Origin of the sequence: Ramlibacter cellulosilyticus (genome assembly GCF_014297465.1) — a bacterium.
Classification (GTDB): Bacteria; Pseudomonadota; Gammaproteobacteria; order Burkholderiales; family Burkholderiaceae_C; genus Ramlibacter; species Ramlibacter cellulosilyticus.
Genome location: NZ_JACORT010000008.1, coordinates 57913 through 72456, shown reverse-complemented (window position 1 = coordinate 72456; position 14544 = coordinate 57913). Strand labels below are relative to the sequence as shown.

Annotated in this window: 9 protein-coding genes; 6 read left to right on the top strand and 3 right to left on the bottom strand. The window is 69.2% G+C overall.

Annotation, left to right across the window (positions count from 1 at the left end):
* Window positions 1-53 precede the first annotated feature (53 nt).
* Window positions 54-1424, bottom strand: a complete 1371-nt coding sequence (locus H8N03_RS17935) for a phosphomannomutase/phosphoglucomutase (protein ID WP_187077584.1) — start codon at window positions 1422-1424, stop codon at window positions 54-56.
* 165 nt (window positions 1425-1589) lie between these two features.
* On the opposite strand from H8N03_RS17935, the gene H8N03_RS17930 reads away from it, so the two are divergent.
* Window positions 1590-2027 carry a ComEA family DNA-binding protein gene (locus H8N03_RS17930; protein ID WP_187077583.1) on the top strand — a complete coding sequence of 146 codons (438 nt, stop codon included), beginning with the start codon at window positions 1590-1592 and terminating at the stop codon, window positions 2025-2027.
* A gap of 43 nt (window positions 2028-2070) precedes the next feature.
* Here H8N03_RS17930 and H8N03_RS17925 read toward each other — a convergent pair whose 3' ends face one another.
* Window positions 2071-5685 carry a hydantoinase B/oxoprolinase family protein gene (locus H8N03_RS17925; protein WP_187077582.1) on the bottom strand — a complete coding sequence of 1205 codons (3615 nt, stop codon included), beginning with the start codon at window positions 5683-5685 and terminating at the stop codon, window positions 2071-2073.
* Window positions 5686-5819: 134 nt separating this feature from the next.
* On the opposite strand from H8N03_RS17925, the gene H8N03_RS17920 reads away from it, so the two are divergent.
* Both H8N03_RS17920 and H8N03_RS17915 read left to right on the top strand, forming a co-directional pair.
* Window positions 5820-6329, top strand: coding sequence for a TRAP transporter small permease (locus tag H8N03_RS17920; protein WP_187077581.1), 510 nt, complete (start codon window positions 5820-5822; stop codon window positions 6327-6329).
* Complete coding sequence (locus H8N03_RS17915) at window positions 6322-7617, top strand: TRAP transporter large permease (RefSeq protein ID WP_187077580.1); 1296 nt, start codon at window positions 6322-6324, stop codon at window positions 7615-7617. The genes H8N03_RS17920 and H8N03_RS17915 overlap by 8 nt, the downstream gene beginning before the upstream one ends.
* Before the next feature lie 125 nt (window positions 7618-7742).
* Here the strand turns inward: H8N03_RS17915 and H8N03_RS17910 are convergent, their stop codons facing one another.
* A complete protein-coding gene (locus H8N03_RS17910) occupies window positions 7743-8612 on the bottom strand; it encodes an alpha/beta hydrolase family protein (protein WP_187077579.1) in 870 nt (289 codons plus the stop codon).
* 147 nt (window positions 8613-8759) lie between these two features.
* On the opposite strand from H8N03_RS17910, the gene H8N03_RS17905 reads away from it, so the two are divergent.
* From H8N03_RS17905 to H8N03_RS17895, 3 genes are all read left to right on the top strand, one after another.
* Window positions 8760-9728, top strand: a complete 969-nt coding sequence (locus tag H8N03_RS17905; protein ID WP_187077578.1) for a TRAP transporter substrate-binding protein — start codon at window positions 8760-8762, stop codon at window positions 9726-9728.
* Window positions 9729-10025: 297 nt separating this feature from the next.
* Entirely contained in the window at window positions 10026-12269 is a 2244-nt protein-coding gene (locus tag H8N03_RS17900) for a DUF6351 family protein (RefSeq protein ID WP_222623035.1), read from the top strand.
* A gap of 20 nt (window positions 12270-12289) precedes the next feature.
* Entirely contained in the window at window positions 12290-14539 is a 2250-nt protein-coding gene (locus tag H8N03_RS17895) for a DUF6351 family protein (protein ID WP_187077577.1), read from the top strand.
* The last annotated feature ends 5 nt before the right edge of the window (window positions 14540-14544 follow it).

Genomic DNA, 14544 nt, shown 5'->3' with positions numbered 1-14544 from the left:
GTGGCGGCGCGACAGCGCCGGGAGGTGAGCGTCAGCGAACCCCACCGGGGATTTCACGCAGGCAGTTGCGCGTCGGGCTTCACGCTGCGCAGCAGATCCATCATCTCCCCCTCGATCCTCCGCATCGCCTCCCGCGTATGCCCCTCGAACCGCAGCACCAGCACCGGCGTCGTGTTCGACGCCCGCACCAGCCCGAACCCGTCTTCCCAGTCCACGCGCAGTCCATCCATCGTGCACACCTCGGCTCCCGGAAACCGCGCGCGCTTCACGAGCTCCTCCGCGATGCGGTGCGGCTCGCCTTCGGCGCAGCGGATGTTCAGCTCCGGTGTCGAATAGCTCGCGGGCAACGCCTCGAGCACCGCGCTCGCATCCGGATGCCGCGACAGGATCTCCACCAGACGGCACCCCGCATACGTGCCGTCGTCGAACCCGAGCCAGCGCTCGCGGAAGACGACGTGGCCGCTCATCTCGCCGGCGAGGGGCGCGTCCAGCGCGAACATGCGCGCCTTCATGATCGGGTAGCCGGTGCTGCCCATGACGGGCTGGCCCCCCGCTGCGCGGATCACCGGCCCGAGCCTCTGCGTGCACTTCACGTCGTAGAGGATGGGCGCGCCCGGCACGCGCGAGAGCACGTCCTGCGCGAAGAGCATCAGCTGCCGGTCCGGGAACACGATCTGCCCGGAACGCGTGACCACGCCCAGCCGGTCGCCGTCGCCATCGAGCGCGAGCCCCACGTCCGCTCCGGTCTCCTTCACCTTCGCGACCAGGTCCCGCAGGTTCTCGGGCTTGCTCGGGTCGGGATGGTGGTTGGGGAACGCGCCGTCGACCTCGCTGAACAGCTCCACCACGTGGCAGCCGATGGAGCGGAAGACCTGCGGCGCGTAGGCGCCCCCGATGCCGTTGCCGGAGTCGAGCACGATCTTCAGCGGCCGCGCGAGGTGGATGTGCCCCACGATCCGCTGGAGGTAGTCGGGAAAGACGTTCGCCTCGCGCACGCTGCCGGGCGTGGCGGCGGCCGGCGTGCCCTGCTCCATCGCGCGCCGCAAGGCCTGCAGATCCTCGCCGTACAGCGAGCGGCCGGCCAGCATGATCTTGAAGCCGTTGTGGTCCTTCGGGTTGTGGCTGGCCGTCACCTGGATGCCGGTGCGGCACAGCGTCGTGGCCGCGAACCAGAGCATCGGCGTCGTCACACGGCCGACGTCGATCACGTCGACGCCGCCGGCGACGAGCCCTTTCACCAGGGCCGCGGAAAGCGCGGGCCCGCTCACGCGCCCGTCGCGTCCGACAGCGACCGTCCTCTCGCCCTCGGCGAGCGCCTGCACGGCGAAGGCGCGGCCCAACGCCTCGGCCACTTCCCCGGTCAGCGTGGTGGGGACGATGCCCCGCAGGTCGTAGGCCTTGAACAGGCTCGGGCTCAGCTGCATGCGCGCTCCACGGGGATCGGGGAGCAGGATTCTAGGAGCGGCCCCCGTTGCGAGGGGTGAGCGTCCGGTCAGGGTTCGCCCCTAGGCGCAAAGTCAACGCGCCCGCCCGCTCTGCCGTTAGAAGCAGGCCGGCCCGCCGGGCCTGTCCACTGGAGAGAAACGCACATGCTGAAGAAGATCCTGGCCGTCCTGGCCCTGCTCTACGCCGCCGCTTCCTGGGCGGCCGTCGACGTCAACAAGGCCACGGCCGCCGAGCTCGATGGCGTGAAGGGCATCGGCCCCACCACCTCGAAGGCGATCATCGACGAGCGCAAGAAGCACGGCGAGTTCAAGAGCTGGGAAGACTTCATCTCCCGCACCAAGGGCATCGGCGAAAGCAAGGCCGCGGCCCTGTCCAAGGAAGGCCTGACGGTCGGCGGCGCCGAGTACAAGAAGGCGGCGGCCAAGGACGCGAAGGCCTCCAAGAAGGACGAGAAGAAGGAAGCCAAGGCCGACGCGAAGGCGGAGAAGAAGGAAGAGAAGACGGCCGCGAAGGACGCGAAGAAGGACGACAAGACCGCGGCCGCTGCGAAGCCGGCGGCGGCGGCGAGCGCGAAGAAGTAAGCGCCCCCGTGCCCACGAAAAAGCGCCGCATCGCGGCGCTTTTTCATGGGGTGCCGAACCCTCCGCCGCCCGGCGTATGGATCTCGAACACATCCCCCGGCTTCATCTCCGCCGACCCGATGTGCCCCAGCTCCTGCACGCTTCCATCTCCCCGCACCACGCGGTTGATGCCCACCTGGCCTGGCTGCCCGCCTGCCATGCCGAACGACGGCACCTTGCGGCCGTTCGACAGGATGCTGGCCGTCATGTCTTCCAGGAAGCGCACGCGCCGCACGCCGCCGTTGCCCCCCTTCCAGCGACCGGCGCCACCCGAGCCTTCGCGGATCTCGTAGCTCTCCAGGCGCACCGGGAAGCGGAACTCCAGCACCTCCGGGTCCGTCAGCCGCGAATTTGTCATGTGCGTCTGCACGACGCTCGTGCCGTCGAAGCCGCCGCACAAGGCGCCCTGCTCGTCGTACAGCCCGCCCGCGCCGCTGCCGCCGGAGATCGTCTCGTAGTACTGGTAGCGCGCGTTGCCGAAGGTGAAGTTGTTCATCGTGCACTGCCCCGCCGCCATGACGCCGAGCGCCCCGTAGAGCGTATTCGTGATGCACGTGGAGGTCTCCACGTTGCCCGCCACCACCGAGGCCGGCGGGTCCGGGTTGAGCATGCAGCCTTCGGGAACGATCACCTTCAGCGGCTTCAGGCAGCCCGCGTTGAGCGGGATCTCGTCGCTCACCAGCGTGCGGAACACGTACAGCACCGCCGCCATGCACACGGCCTTCGGCGCGTTGAAGTTGTTCACCTGCTGCGGCGACGTGCCGGTGAAGTCGATCTCCGCCGAGCGTGAGGCGGCATCGACGCGGATCGCCACGTGGATCTGCGCCCCGTTGTCCAGCGGCAGCGTGAACTGGCCGTCCTTCAGGCGCGTGATCACGCGGCGCACCGACTCCTCGGCGTTGTCCTGCACGTGGCGCATGTACGCCTGCACGACGTCCAGGCCGAACTGGTCGACCATCTTGCGCAGTTCCTGCACGCCCTTCTCGTTGGCGGCGATCTGCGCCTTGAGGTCGCCCATGTTCTGCTCGGGATTGCGCGACGGATGTTTCGCCCCCTTCAGCAGCGCCACCATCTCGGCCTCCCGCAGCACGCCGCGGTCGACCAGCTTGAAGTTGTTGATCTCCACGCCTTCTTCCTCGATGCGCGTCGAGAAAGGCGGCATGGAGCCGGGGGTGATGCCGCCCACGTCCGCGTGGTGGCCGCGGGAGCCGACGTAAAAAAGCGGCTTCGCATGCCCGCGCAGGTACACCGGCGTGATCACCGTGATGTCCGGCAGGTGCGTGCCGCCGTGGTACGGGTCGTTCAGCACGTACACGTCGCCGGGCTGCATCGTGTCGCGGTTCTCGTGGATGACCGTCTTGATGCTCTCGCCCATGCTGCCCAGGTGCACGGGCATGTGCGGCGCGTTGGCGATGAGGTTGCCTTCGGCATCGAAGAGCGCGCAGGAGAAGTCCAGCCGCTCCTTGATGTTCACCGAGTAGGCCGTGTTCTGCAGCTGCAGCCCCATCTGCTCGGCGATGTTCATGAACAGGTTGTTGAACACCTCCAGCAGCACCGGGTCCACCTGCGTGCCCGCGGCGAACTTCACCGCGCGCGGCGAGGTGCGATCCAGCACGATGTGGTCCAGCGCGGTGATGCGTGCGCGCCAGCCGGGCTCGACGACCGTGGTCGCGTTCTTCTCCGCGATGATCGCCGGCCCGTCGACGACGTCGCCCGCGCGCAGGTCCTCTCGCACGCAAAGAGCCGCCTCATGCCATTGCGCGCCCGAGTACATGCGGACGGTCTCGCGGCGGGGCACCTCGCGCTGCGGGTGTTCCGTGAGCGTCGGCTCCGCCGGCGCGTCGCCCGCGACGATCGCTTCCACCGACACGGCTTCCACGATCATCGGCTTGCCCGGCATCAGGAACGAGAAGCGCTGGCGGTAGGCCGCCTCGAAACCGTCGACGATCTCCTGCTGCGTGCCGAAAGGCACCACCAGCGCCGAGTCGCTGCCCTGGTAGCGCACGTGCACGCGCCGGCGCACCTGCACCGCGCCCGCGCTCACTTGCTGGCGCTGCAGCTCGCCTTGCGCGGCAGCCGCGAGTTCGTCGAGCTGCGCCGCGATCGCGGGCAGCTGTTCCGGCGACAGCAGCGCCTCCACCGCCCGTTCGCGGATCACGTTCTGGTCCGCCAGCCCCATGCCGTAGGCGGAGAGCACGCCGGCCAGCGGGTGGATGAAGACGCGCGACATGCCCAGCGCATCGGCCACCAGGCATGCGTGCTGGCCGCCCGCGCCGCCGAAGCATTGCAGCGTGTAGCGCGTCACGTCGTAGCCGCGCGCCACCGAGATCTTCTTGATCGCGTTGGCCATCTGCTGCACGGCGATCGCGATGAAACCCTCGGCCACTTCTTCCGCGCTGCGCCCCGTTCGCGCGGCGAGCTCGCCGAACTTGCCGGCCACCGCCTCCTGGCTCAGGGCTTCGTCCGCGCGGGGACCGAAGACCTTGGGGAAGTACTTGGGCTGGATCTTGCCGACCATCACGTTCGCATCGGTCACGGCGAGCGGCCCGCCGCGCCGGTAGCTCGCGGGCCCGGGGTTCGCGCCGGCGCTCTGGGGCCCGACGCGGAAGCGCGCACCATCGAACTCGAGGATGGAGCCGCCGCCGGCCGCGACGGTGTGGATGCTCATCATCGGTGCGCGCATGCGCACGCCCGCCACCTGCGTCTCGAACTCGCGCTCGAACTCGCCGGCGAAGTGCGAGACGTCCGTCGACGTGCCGCCCATGTCGAAGCCGATCACCTTGTCGTGCCCACCGAGCTGCGCGGTCCGCGCCATGCCGACGATGCCGCCGGCCGGACCGGACAGGATCGCGTCCTTGCCCTGGAAGGTGTGGGCGTCGGTGAGGCCGCCCGAAGACTGCATGAAGAAGACCTTCACGCCCGGCATCTCGCCGGCGACCTGCTCCACGTAGCGGCGCAGGATGGGCGAGAGGTAGGCGTCGACGACCGTCGTGTCGCCGCGGCTCACCAGCTTCATCATCGGGCTGGTCTCGTGCGAGGCGCTCACCTGCGCGAAACCGACCTCGCGCGCGATGTCGCGCGCCGCCTGTTCATGCGCCGTGTAGCGATAGCCGTGCACGAAGACGATCGCCACGCTGCGCAGCCCGCGGGCGTGCGCGGCCTGCAGCGCCTCGCGCAGGTGCTGCTGGTCCAGTTCTTGCACGACGTCGCCGTGCGCGCCGACCCGCTCCTTCGCCTCGATCACTTCCCGGTACAGGAGCTCCGGCAGCACGATGTGGCGGTCGAACAGGCGCGGGCGGTTCTGGTACGCGATGCGCAGCGCGTCCCTGAAGCCTTTCGTCGTCACCAGCAGCGTGGGTTCGCCCTTGCGTTCGAGCAGCGCGTTGGTGGCGACCGTGGTCCCCATCTTCACGGCTTCGACCACGTCCGCGGTGATCGGCTGTCCGGGCGCGAGGCCCAGGAGGTGGCGGATGCCCGCGACGGCCGCGTCGCGGTACTGCTCCGGGTTCTCGGAGAGCAGCTTGTGCGTCACCAGCGTGCCGTCCGGCCGCCGCCCCACGACGTCCGTGAAGGTGCCGCCACGATCGATCCAGAACTGCCATTTGGGTTGGGAACTCATGGAGTGATTATGGGGATAGGGGCTAGGGAGTAGGGGTTAGGGGCTAGGGATAACTCGGGCATGGCCGTGCCTCCCTAACCCCTAGTCCCTAATCCCTAGCCCCTAAACTCGGCTGGACAACAACCTGACGAACAATGCGACGCTTGCTGGACTTCCTGTATGACGGCGCCGCCTGGCTGGCGGCGCTGGCCATGGTCGGTGTGCTGGCGATGGTGCTGCTGTCCATCGTGAGCCGGCAGGTCGGCTTCCACGTGCCGGGCACCGATGCCTACGCGGGCTACGCCATGGCGGCCGCCGGCTTCCTCGCGCTGGCGCACACCCTGAAGCGCAACGAGCACATCCGGGTGACGCTGCTGCTGGGGCGCCTCAAGGGCGGCGCGCGGCGCGGCCTCGAGATCTGGGCGCTGAGCGCGGGCGTGCTGCTCGCGGCGCTGTTCGCCTTCTACTCCGTGCGCCTGGCCTGGGTCTCGCGCTCCATCAACGACATCTCCACCAGCAACGACGCCACGCCGCTGTGGATCCCGCAGCTCGCGATGGCGGTCGGCACGCTGGTGCTGCTCGTCGCGCTCGTCGACGAATGGGTGCTGGAACTGCGGGGCCAGCGCAAGTCGGTCGAAAGCGAAGAGGCCCTGCACAATGAATGACATCGCCGTCACCACGCTGCTGATCGTCTCGCTGTTCCTGCTCCTGGGCAGCGGCGTCTGGATCGGCCTCACGCTCGCCGGCGTCGCCTGGATCGGCATGCAGCTCTTCTCCTCGCGCCCCGCGGGCGACGCGATGGCGGTCACCGTCTGGGGCTCGGCCTCGAGCTGGACGCTCACCGCGCTGCCGCTCTTCATCTGGATGGGGGAGATCCTGTTCCGGACGAAGCTGAGCGAGAGCATGTTCCGCGGCCTGGCGCCGTGGGTCTCTCGCCTGCCGGGGCGGCTGCTGCACACCAACGTGATCGGCTGCACCATCTTCGCGGCGGTCTCCGGATCGTCCGCCGCCACCTGCGCCACCATCGGCAAGATGACGCTGCCGGAACTGGGCAAGCGCGGCTACCCGGAAGACATCACCATCGGCTCGCTCGCGGGCGCCGGCACGCTGGGCCTGCTGATCCCGCCCTCGATCATCATGATCGTCTACGGCGTGACGGCGGACGTGTCCATCGCCAAGCTGTTCGTGGCGGGCATCATCCCGGGCATCCTGCTGGCAGCGCTCTTCTCCGGCTACCTCGCCGTCTGGGCGGCGGTGAACAAGCAGCGCGTGCCGGTGCCGGACCAGGTGCTCACCTTCACGCAGAAGCTGCACGAGTCGCGGCACCTCATTCCCGTGGTGCTGCTGATCGGCGCGGTGCTCGGCTCGATCTACACCGGCGTCGCGACGGCGACCGAGGCCGCGGCAGTGGGCGTCGTGGGCGCGCTGGTGCTCTCGGCGCTGCAAGGCTCCCTGAACTGGGGCACCTTCCGCGAATCGCTGATGGGCGCCACGCGCCTGTACTGCATGATCGCGCTGATCCTCGCGGGCGCCGCCTTCCTGACGCTGGCCATGGGCTACATCGGCCTGCCGCGGCACCTGGCGGAGTTCGTGCGGGGCCTGGGGCTGTCGCCGTTCATGCTGATGATCGCGCTGTCGATCTTCTACATCATCCTCGGATGCTTCCTGGACGGCATCTCGATGGTGGTGCTCACGATGGGCGTGATCCTGCCCACCGTGCAGGCCGCGGGCTTCGACCTCGTGTGGTTCGGCATCTTCATCGTGATCGTCGTGGAGATGGCGCAGATCACGCCGCCGGTGGGCTTCAACCTCTTCGTGCTGCAGGGGATGACGGGCAAGGAGATCACCTGGATCGCGCGGGTGACGGCGCCCTTCTTCTTCCTGATGTGCGCGATGGTGCTGCTGCTGTGGTTCGTGCCGCAGATCGCGACGTGGTTGCCGGCGAGGATGTGAGCGCCCTTCGGTGGGGTTCGCCGCTTCGCTGGCTCACCACCACCCTACATCGGCGCATGATGTAGGGTGGCGCGGCGCAAGCCGCGGAAGGTGAGCGAAGCGAACCCCACCGATGCGCGCAAGCGCTACGCCGCCAGCCTCACATCCAGTCCCTGCAACCACGCAGCCACCTCCCCCGCGACCACGTGGGTCCCCGCCGGGATGTCCCCCTTGAGGGACAACAGGTGGTCCATCCCTTCCACGATCTTCAGGCGCGCATCCGGCCGCGCCGCATGCAGCGCGAGCGCATGCTCTGGCCCCACCTGCGGGTCCGCGGCGCCGTGCACCAGCAGCACGGGTACTTCCAGCTCGCTCAAGACCTCCGCCGGATCGTGCCGGAACCAGGAGATCAGGTAAGGCTGCACGCTGGGGCGGAACAGCAGGAACAGGGCATCCGGCACGTCCTCGACCGGCTGCCCCGCTTCGAGCGAGGACAAGGCCTCCACCGCCGGAGCGGCCAGGTCGGGCGGCAGGTTGCCTTCGATCTGCCGTCGCATCAGCGTGGAAGCGCGGCAACCCGCGCCCGCGATCGAGACCACGGCCTGCGCATCGGCTGCGCCGGCGGCCAGCGCGGCAATCAACGCGCCTTCGCTGTGGCCGACGAGGCTCACGCGGCCGACGCGCTCGTGCTGTGCGAGCCACCGCGCCGCCAGCCCGGCATCGTCCACGAGGTGCTCGAAGCGCAGCGCCTTCTCGCTGAGGCCGGGGCAGATGCTCCCGCCCACCCCGCGCTTGTCGTAGCGCAGGCTCGCGATCCCGCGCGCAGCGAGGCCCTGCGCCAGCCGCTTGAGGTTGTCCAGGGGCGCCGGCAGCAGCGGCGTGTTGCCGTCGCGGTCCGTCGGCCCCGAGCCCGCGATCAGGAGCACGGCCGGCCACGGCCCGGCGCCTTCCGGCAGCAGCAGGCTGCCGGCCAGGCGGCCCCAGGCGGTGGGTAGTTCGAGCACCTGTTCAGGCATCGGTCCACTGTAGCAAGGCGCGCGCCCGCGGTGCGTCGGACAAGGCAGCTTGCCCGCGTGCGCCCCGGGTAAGACCGCATCGGCTGGTCCGGGAATTGCAGGTACGCTCGCCTCGCCAAGCAAACTCATCCTTCCGGAGTTTTTTCCATGAAATTCAAGTTCGCCCTGGCCGCGGCCGCGCTGGCGCTGGCCGGCTCCGCTTCCGCGCAGACCAAGTGGGACCTGCCTGCCGCCTACCCTGCCGGCAACTTCCACACGGAGAACCTCGAGTTGTTCGCGAAGGACGTCGAGAAGGCCACCAACGGCAAGCTGAAGATCCAGGTCCACGCGAACGCGTCGCTGTTCAAGGCGCCGGAGATCAAGCGCGCCGTGCAGGGCGGCCAGGCGCAGATCGGCGAGATCCTGCTGGTGAACTTCCAGAACGAGTGGCCGCTCTTCGGCGCCGACGGCATCCCCTTCCTCGCGGACAGCTACGACACGGCCGCGAAGCTGTGGCGCGCGCAGAAGCCGATGCTGGAGAAGAAGCTCAACGAGCAGGGCATGATGGTGCTGTACGCGGTGGCCTGGCCGCCGCAAGGCATCTACACGAAGCGCCAGCTGAACTCGGCCGCCGACATGAAGGGCCTCAAGTGGCGCGCCTACAGCCCCGCGACGGCGCGCATCGCCGAACTCGTGGGCGCGCAGCCGGTGACGGTGCAGGCCGCGGAACTGTCGCAGGCCATGGCCACGGGCGTGATCGACTCGTACATGTCTTCCGGCGCGACCGGCTACGACACCAAGACCTACGAGCACATCAAGAACTGGTACGACACGCAGGCCTGGCTGCCGAAGAACGCGGTGATCGTGAACCGCGCCGCCTTCCAGGCCCTGGACAAGCCGACGCAGGACGCACTGCTCAAGGCCGCCGCGGAGGCCGAGACGCGTGGCTGGGCGAACAGCAGGAAGGCCAACGGCGAAGTGCTGGAGAAGCTGAAGGCCAACGGCATGCAGATCCTGCAGCCGTCCGCGCAGCTGAAGGCCGACATGAAGAAAGTCGGCGACCAGATGCTGAAGGAGTGGCTGGAGAAGGCCGGGCCGGAAGGGCAGCAGCTGGTGGACGCGTATCGGAAGCTCTAGATCCGTCATCCCCCGCGGAGCGGGGACCGGGCTTCCACGGGAAGGGCCGCGCAGCGGCCCTTTTTCCATGGCGCACGCGTTCCACCGCTCCTGACCCGATCTGCCACCGCGTGCAGGTTTCCGTCCGCGACGCCTTACGCGGCGTGCGGATTCCCATCCCGCAGCGCCCGGGTTAACCCGCACGCCCCGTTTCCCGCTCCTTACACATCAAGCACTTGCGCTCGCCCGTGCCAATGGCACGGGCGTTGCTATTTGGGCCGCGCCCTTCACCCGCACACGAACAAGGAGACAAGCACGATGAAAGCAAGACCTACTCGCGCATGGCGCGCGCGTTTCGCGCAGGCCAGCGTGGCCGCCGGTGCCGCACTGCTGGTCGCAGCATGCGGAGGCGGAGGCGGCGGTGGCGGCGGCGACGCGGCCGTCACGCCGCCCGAAGCACCGCCCGCCGAGACGCCGCAGCAACCCGGCGGCGCCGCCCTCAAGCTGGCCGTGCTGTCCTCGCAGGCCGACAAGGTCACCGGCCCCGACGCGCTGGTGCAGGTGGAGATCGTGCGCAGCACGCCGGATGCCTCCGTCACCGTGCTGGCGAACGGCACCGACGTGACGTCGGCCTTCACCGCCGACGCCGACGGCAAGCTGGTCGGCAAGGTCGGCAACCTGCAGCCGGGCGCCAACGAGATCACGGCCACCTACGGCGGCGAGAGCGTGAAGCTCGCGCTCACCGGCTACGCGATCACCGGCCCCGTGATCTCCGGGCCGCACCAGCTGCCCTTCCTCTGCACCACCAACTTCAACGTCGGCAACGGCGCGCCCGCCCTCGCTCCCATCCCGGGCGACCCGAACTGCGGCGTCGAGACGCGCGTCGACTACTTCTACCGCACGACGGCCAACGCCTACGTGCACCTGCCCAACCCGTCGGCGCTGTCTGCCTATCCTGCCGACCTGCGAACGATCACCGTGGACGGCAAGGCCGTGCCCTACGTCGTGCGCCTCGAGACGGGCACGATCAACCGCGCGATCTACCAGACCGCGATCCTGCACGACGTGCTGAACGAGCCGGCGCCGACGCCGACGAAGAAGTCCGCCGGCTGGAACGGCAAGCTGTTCTACACGCTGGGCGGCGGCTGCCAGGGCGGCTGGATGCAGCAGGGCGCCTCGACCGGCGGCGTGATGAGCGACGGCTACCTGAGCCGGGGCTTTGCGGTGGCGAGCTCCACGCTCAACGTGATGGGCAACAACTGCAACGACCTGCTGTCGTCCGAGACCATCATGATGGTCAAGGAGCGCTTCGTCGAGAACTACGGCGCGCCGCTGTTCACCATCGGCACCGGCGGATCCGGTGGCGCCTACCAGTCCAACCAGACCGGCGACAACTACCCCGGCCTGTTCGACGGCATCATCATCAGCCAGGTGTTCGCCGACGTGAACTCGTCGACGCTGTTCAAGCAGTTCGACTCGCGCCTGCTGAACAACTACTTCGCCGGCAACGGCGGCTACACCGTGGCGCAGAAGCAGGCCATCTCGGGCTACCTGCAGATCGCCAACATCTCCAACATGAGCGGCCAGGCCGGTCGCATCGACCCCACCGTGTCCTTCCCGGCCGGCGTGGTCGCGGGCGTGGGTCCCACCTTCCGCTACCACCCCGCCACCAACCGCGGCGGCGCGCGGGCCTCGGTGTACGACGCCACGAAGAACGTCTACGGCACAACGTCGGAAGGCCATGCGCTGCGTCCCATCGACAACGTGGGCATCCAGTACGGCCTGAAGGCGCTGCTGGACAAGGTGATCACGCCGGCGCAGTTCGTCGACCTGAACCAGAAGATCGGCGGGCTCGACCTCGACCTGCAGCCGCAGTCCACGCGCACGGCCGCCGACCCCGCGGTGCTGGCGCGCGCCTACCAGTCCGGCCGCATCGTGTGGGGCGGCGGCGGCCTGGCCTCCATGCCGATCATCGACCGGCGTGACTACAACGACGACGCCACCGGCGGCGACATCCACACCAAGATCCACTCGTTCTCGGTGCGCGAGCGCCTGCGCAAGGCCAACGGCCACGTCGACAACCACGTGATCCTCACCTCCGACGGCGGCGGTGCCGGCGTGGACACCACGGCGGCCATGGACGCCTGGCTGACCGCGGTGAAGACCGACACGAGCGGCCGCACGCTGGCGCAGAAGGTGGTGGCGAACCGTCCGAAGACCCTGGTGGACGGCTGCCTGATCAACAACACCTTCGTGGCCGAGACGCAGGTCGCCAACGCGGGCCCCGCCTGCAGCGCGCAGTACCCCGCCGGCACCACGCCGCGCATGGCCGCCGGCGGCCCGCTCTCCGACGACATCGCCAAGTGCCAGCTCAAGCCGCTGAACGCCGCCGACTACCCCGGCATCGCCTTCACGCCGGCCCAGTGGATCTCGCTGCAGCTGACCTTCCCCGACGGGGTGTGCGACTGGAGCAAGCCCGGCGTGAGCCAGCAACCCAGCAAGCCGTGGCAGTCCTTCGGCCCCTCGCCGACCAACCTGCTGTTCGACATCACCAAGCAGTGAGCGCCAGGAGACAAGAAGACATGAACCAGCACAAGAACAAGCTCCGCGCCGGCAGCGGCCTCGCGGTCCTGCTGTCCCTCACGCTCGCCGCCTGCGGCGGCGGCGGCGGTGGTGGCACCGACGTCGTGACCGCTCCGCCGCCCGCGGCACCGGAATTCCCCGGCCTGCCCGCGCCGCAGCCGGAGACGCCCACGCCGAATGCGGAACCCACGGTGAAGTTGTCCCTCCTGTCGTCGCCCGCCGACCGCGTCATGGGCACGACCGCACTGGTGCAACTGGAGTTGCTGAAGTTCGACGCCGACGCGCGCCTGCGCGTCACCGCCAACGGCGCCGACGTCAGCCACCTGTTCCGCGCCGATGCAGCCACGGGCTTCTTCCTCGGCAACGTCGAAGGCCTGCGCGAGGGCGCCAACGAGGTCGTCGCCACCTACGGCGCCTACAGCACGAAGCTGGCGCTGACCGGCTACCCGCGCACGGGTCCCGTGTTCTCCGGCCCGCACATGGAGCCCTTCGTGTGCGGCTTCGGCAGCTTCACGCGCCTGGGCGGCGGCACCATCGTGTCGCTGGAAGACGGCAAGTGCTCCGGCCGCACGCTGGTGTCCTACTTCTACCGCAACACGAGCGGCGGCAACACCGGCTTCAATCCCGCGACAGCCACCGCGTACCCGGCCAACATGGCCTACGTGACGGTCAACGGCAAGCAGGTGCCCTTCCTGGTGCGGCTGGAAAGCGGCACGGTGAACCGCACGGTGTACCAGTCGGCCATCCTGCACGACGCGCTGAACGAGCCGGTCCCCAGCCCGGCTTCGCGGCCCGCCGGCTGGAACGGCAAGCTGGTCTACACCACCATGGGCGGCTGCGGCGCCAGCGGCAACCAGCAGGGTAACGACTTCATCACCCTGATCAACCCCGACTACATGGCGCAGGGGTATGCGGCGGTGTCGTCCACCCTCAACAACGCCGCGTTCAACTGCAACGACGTCCTGGCCGCCGAATCGGTGATGGCGGTGAAGGAGCAGTTCGCCAAGTCGTACGGACAGCCCACCTACACCGTGGGCTTCGCCAACACCACCGGCGACGGCGCGCAGCCGCTGCAGGTCGCGGACAACTACCCCGGCCTGTTCGACGGCGTGATCACCACGCAGACGCTGCCCGACACGACCACCGGCCTGCTGATGAAGCTGTTCGACGCGCGCCTGCTGAACAACTTCTTCAACGCCAATGCCGCCGCGTGGACCACGGCGCAGCGGCTGGCGGTGACCGGCTTCCGCACCATCGGCAACGTGGCCGGACACAGCACCGAAGCGAACCGGATGGACCCGCTGCTGGCGGCGAACTATCCGGCGGCGCTGCCGGTGGCGGACCGCTACGACCCCGTGAACAACCGTTCGGGCGTGCGCGCGACGCCGTTCGACGCGGCGAAGAACGTGTGGGGCGTGAATGCCGAAGGCCATGCGCTGCGACCGCTGGACAACACGGGCGTGCAGTACGGGCTGAAGGCCCTGAACGACGGCGCCATCACCGTGGACCAGTTCCTCACGCTCAACGAGCAGGTCGGCGGCCTCGACCGCGACTTCCAGCCGCAGGCCGCGCGCACGGAGGGTGACCTGCCCGCCATCGAGCGCGGCTACAAGTCGGGCCGCATCCTGAACGGCGGCGGCGGCCTGGCGGCCACTCCCGTGATCGAGCGGCGCAACTACGTCGACGGCAGCACCAACCTGCACATGCGCGTGCACTCGTTCTCGCTGCGCGAGCGCCTGCTCAAGGCCAACGGCAACGTCGACAACCACGTGATCCTGTCGCAGGGCGGCATCATCGCGGCGCCCGAGCCGCTGGCGGCAATGGACGCGTGGCTGATGGGCGTGCTCACCGACACCACCGCGGGCCGCACGCGCGCCGAGAAGGTCGCGGCCGCCCGGCCGGCCGACCTGAAGGACGCCTGCTGGGTCGGCACGACGAAGACCGAGGAAGTGCAGACGGCCTTCGGCGCCTCCACCTGCAACACGAGCTTCCCCTCCGGGCGCACGCCGCGCATGGTGGCGGGCGGCCCGCTGGCCGATGACGTCGTGAAGTGCCAGCTGAAGCCCGTGGACGCGGCCGACTACACGGTGGCCTTCACGCCCGCCGAGTGGACGCGCCTGCAGGCCGCCTTCCCGGCCGGCGTGTGCGACTGGAGCAAGCCGGGCGTGGGCCAGCAGCCGCTGGCCGGCACCTGGCTGTCCTTCGGCCCGGCGTCCGCCAACCTCGTGTTCGACATCACCAGGCCCTGAGCCCG

Bases quoted from the DNA above. Each gene is read 5' to 3' on its own strand.
- H8N03_RS17915 (WP_187077580.1), top strand. From the start codon at position 6,322: ATGAATGACATCGCCGTCACCACGCTGCTGATCGTCTCGCTGTTCCTG.
- H8N03_RS17925 (WP_187077582.1), bottom strand. From the start codon at position 5,685: ATGAGTTCCCAACCCAAATGGCAGTTCTGGATCGATCGTGGCGGCACC.
- H8N03_RS17930 (WP_187077583.1), top strand. From the start codon at position 1,590: ATGCTGAAGAAGATCCTGGCCGTCCTGGCCCTGCTCTACGCCGCCGCT.
- H8N03_RS17895 (WP_187077577.1), top strand. From the start codon at position 12,290: ATGAACCAGCACAAGAACAAGCTCCGCGCCGGCAGCGGCCTCGCGGTC.
- H8N03_RS17910 (WP_187077579.1), bottom strand. From the start codon at position 8,612: ATGCCTGAACAGGTGCTCGAACTACCCACCGCCTGGGGCCGCCTGGCC.
- H8N03_RS17920 (WP_187077581.1), top strand. From the start codon at position 5,820: ATGCGACGCTTGCTGGACTTCCTGTATGACGGCGCCGCCTGGCTGGCG.
- H8N03_RS17905 (WP_187077578.1), top strand. From the start codon at position 8,760: ATGAAATTCAAGTTCGCCCTGGCCGCGGCCGCGCTGGCGCTGGCCGGC.
- H8N03_RS17935 (WP_187077584.1), bottom strand. From the start codon at position 1,424: ATGCAGCTGAGCCCGAGCCTGTTCAAGGCCTACGACCTGCGGGGCATC.
- H8N03_RS17900 (WP_222623035.1), top strand. From the start codon at position 10,026: ATGAAAGCAAGACCTACTCGCGCATGGCGCGCGCGTTTCGCGCAGGCC.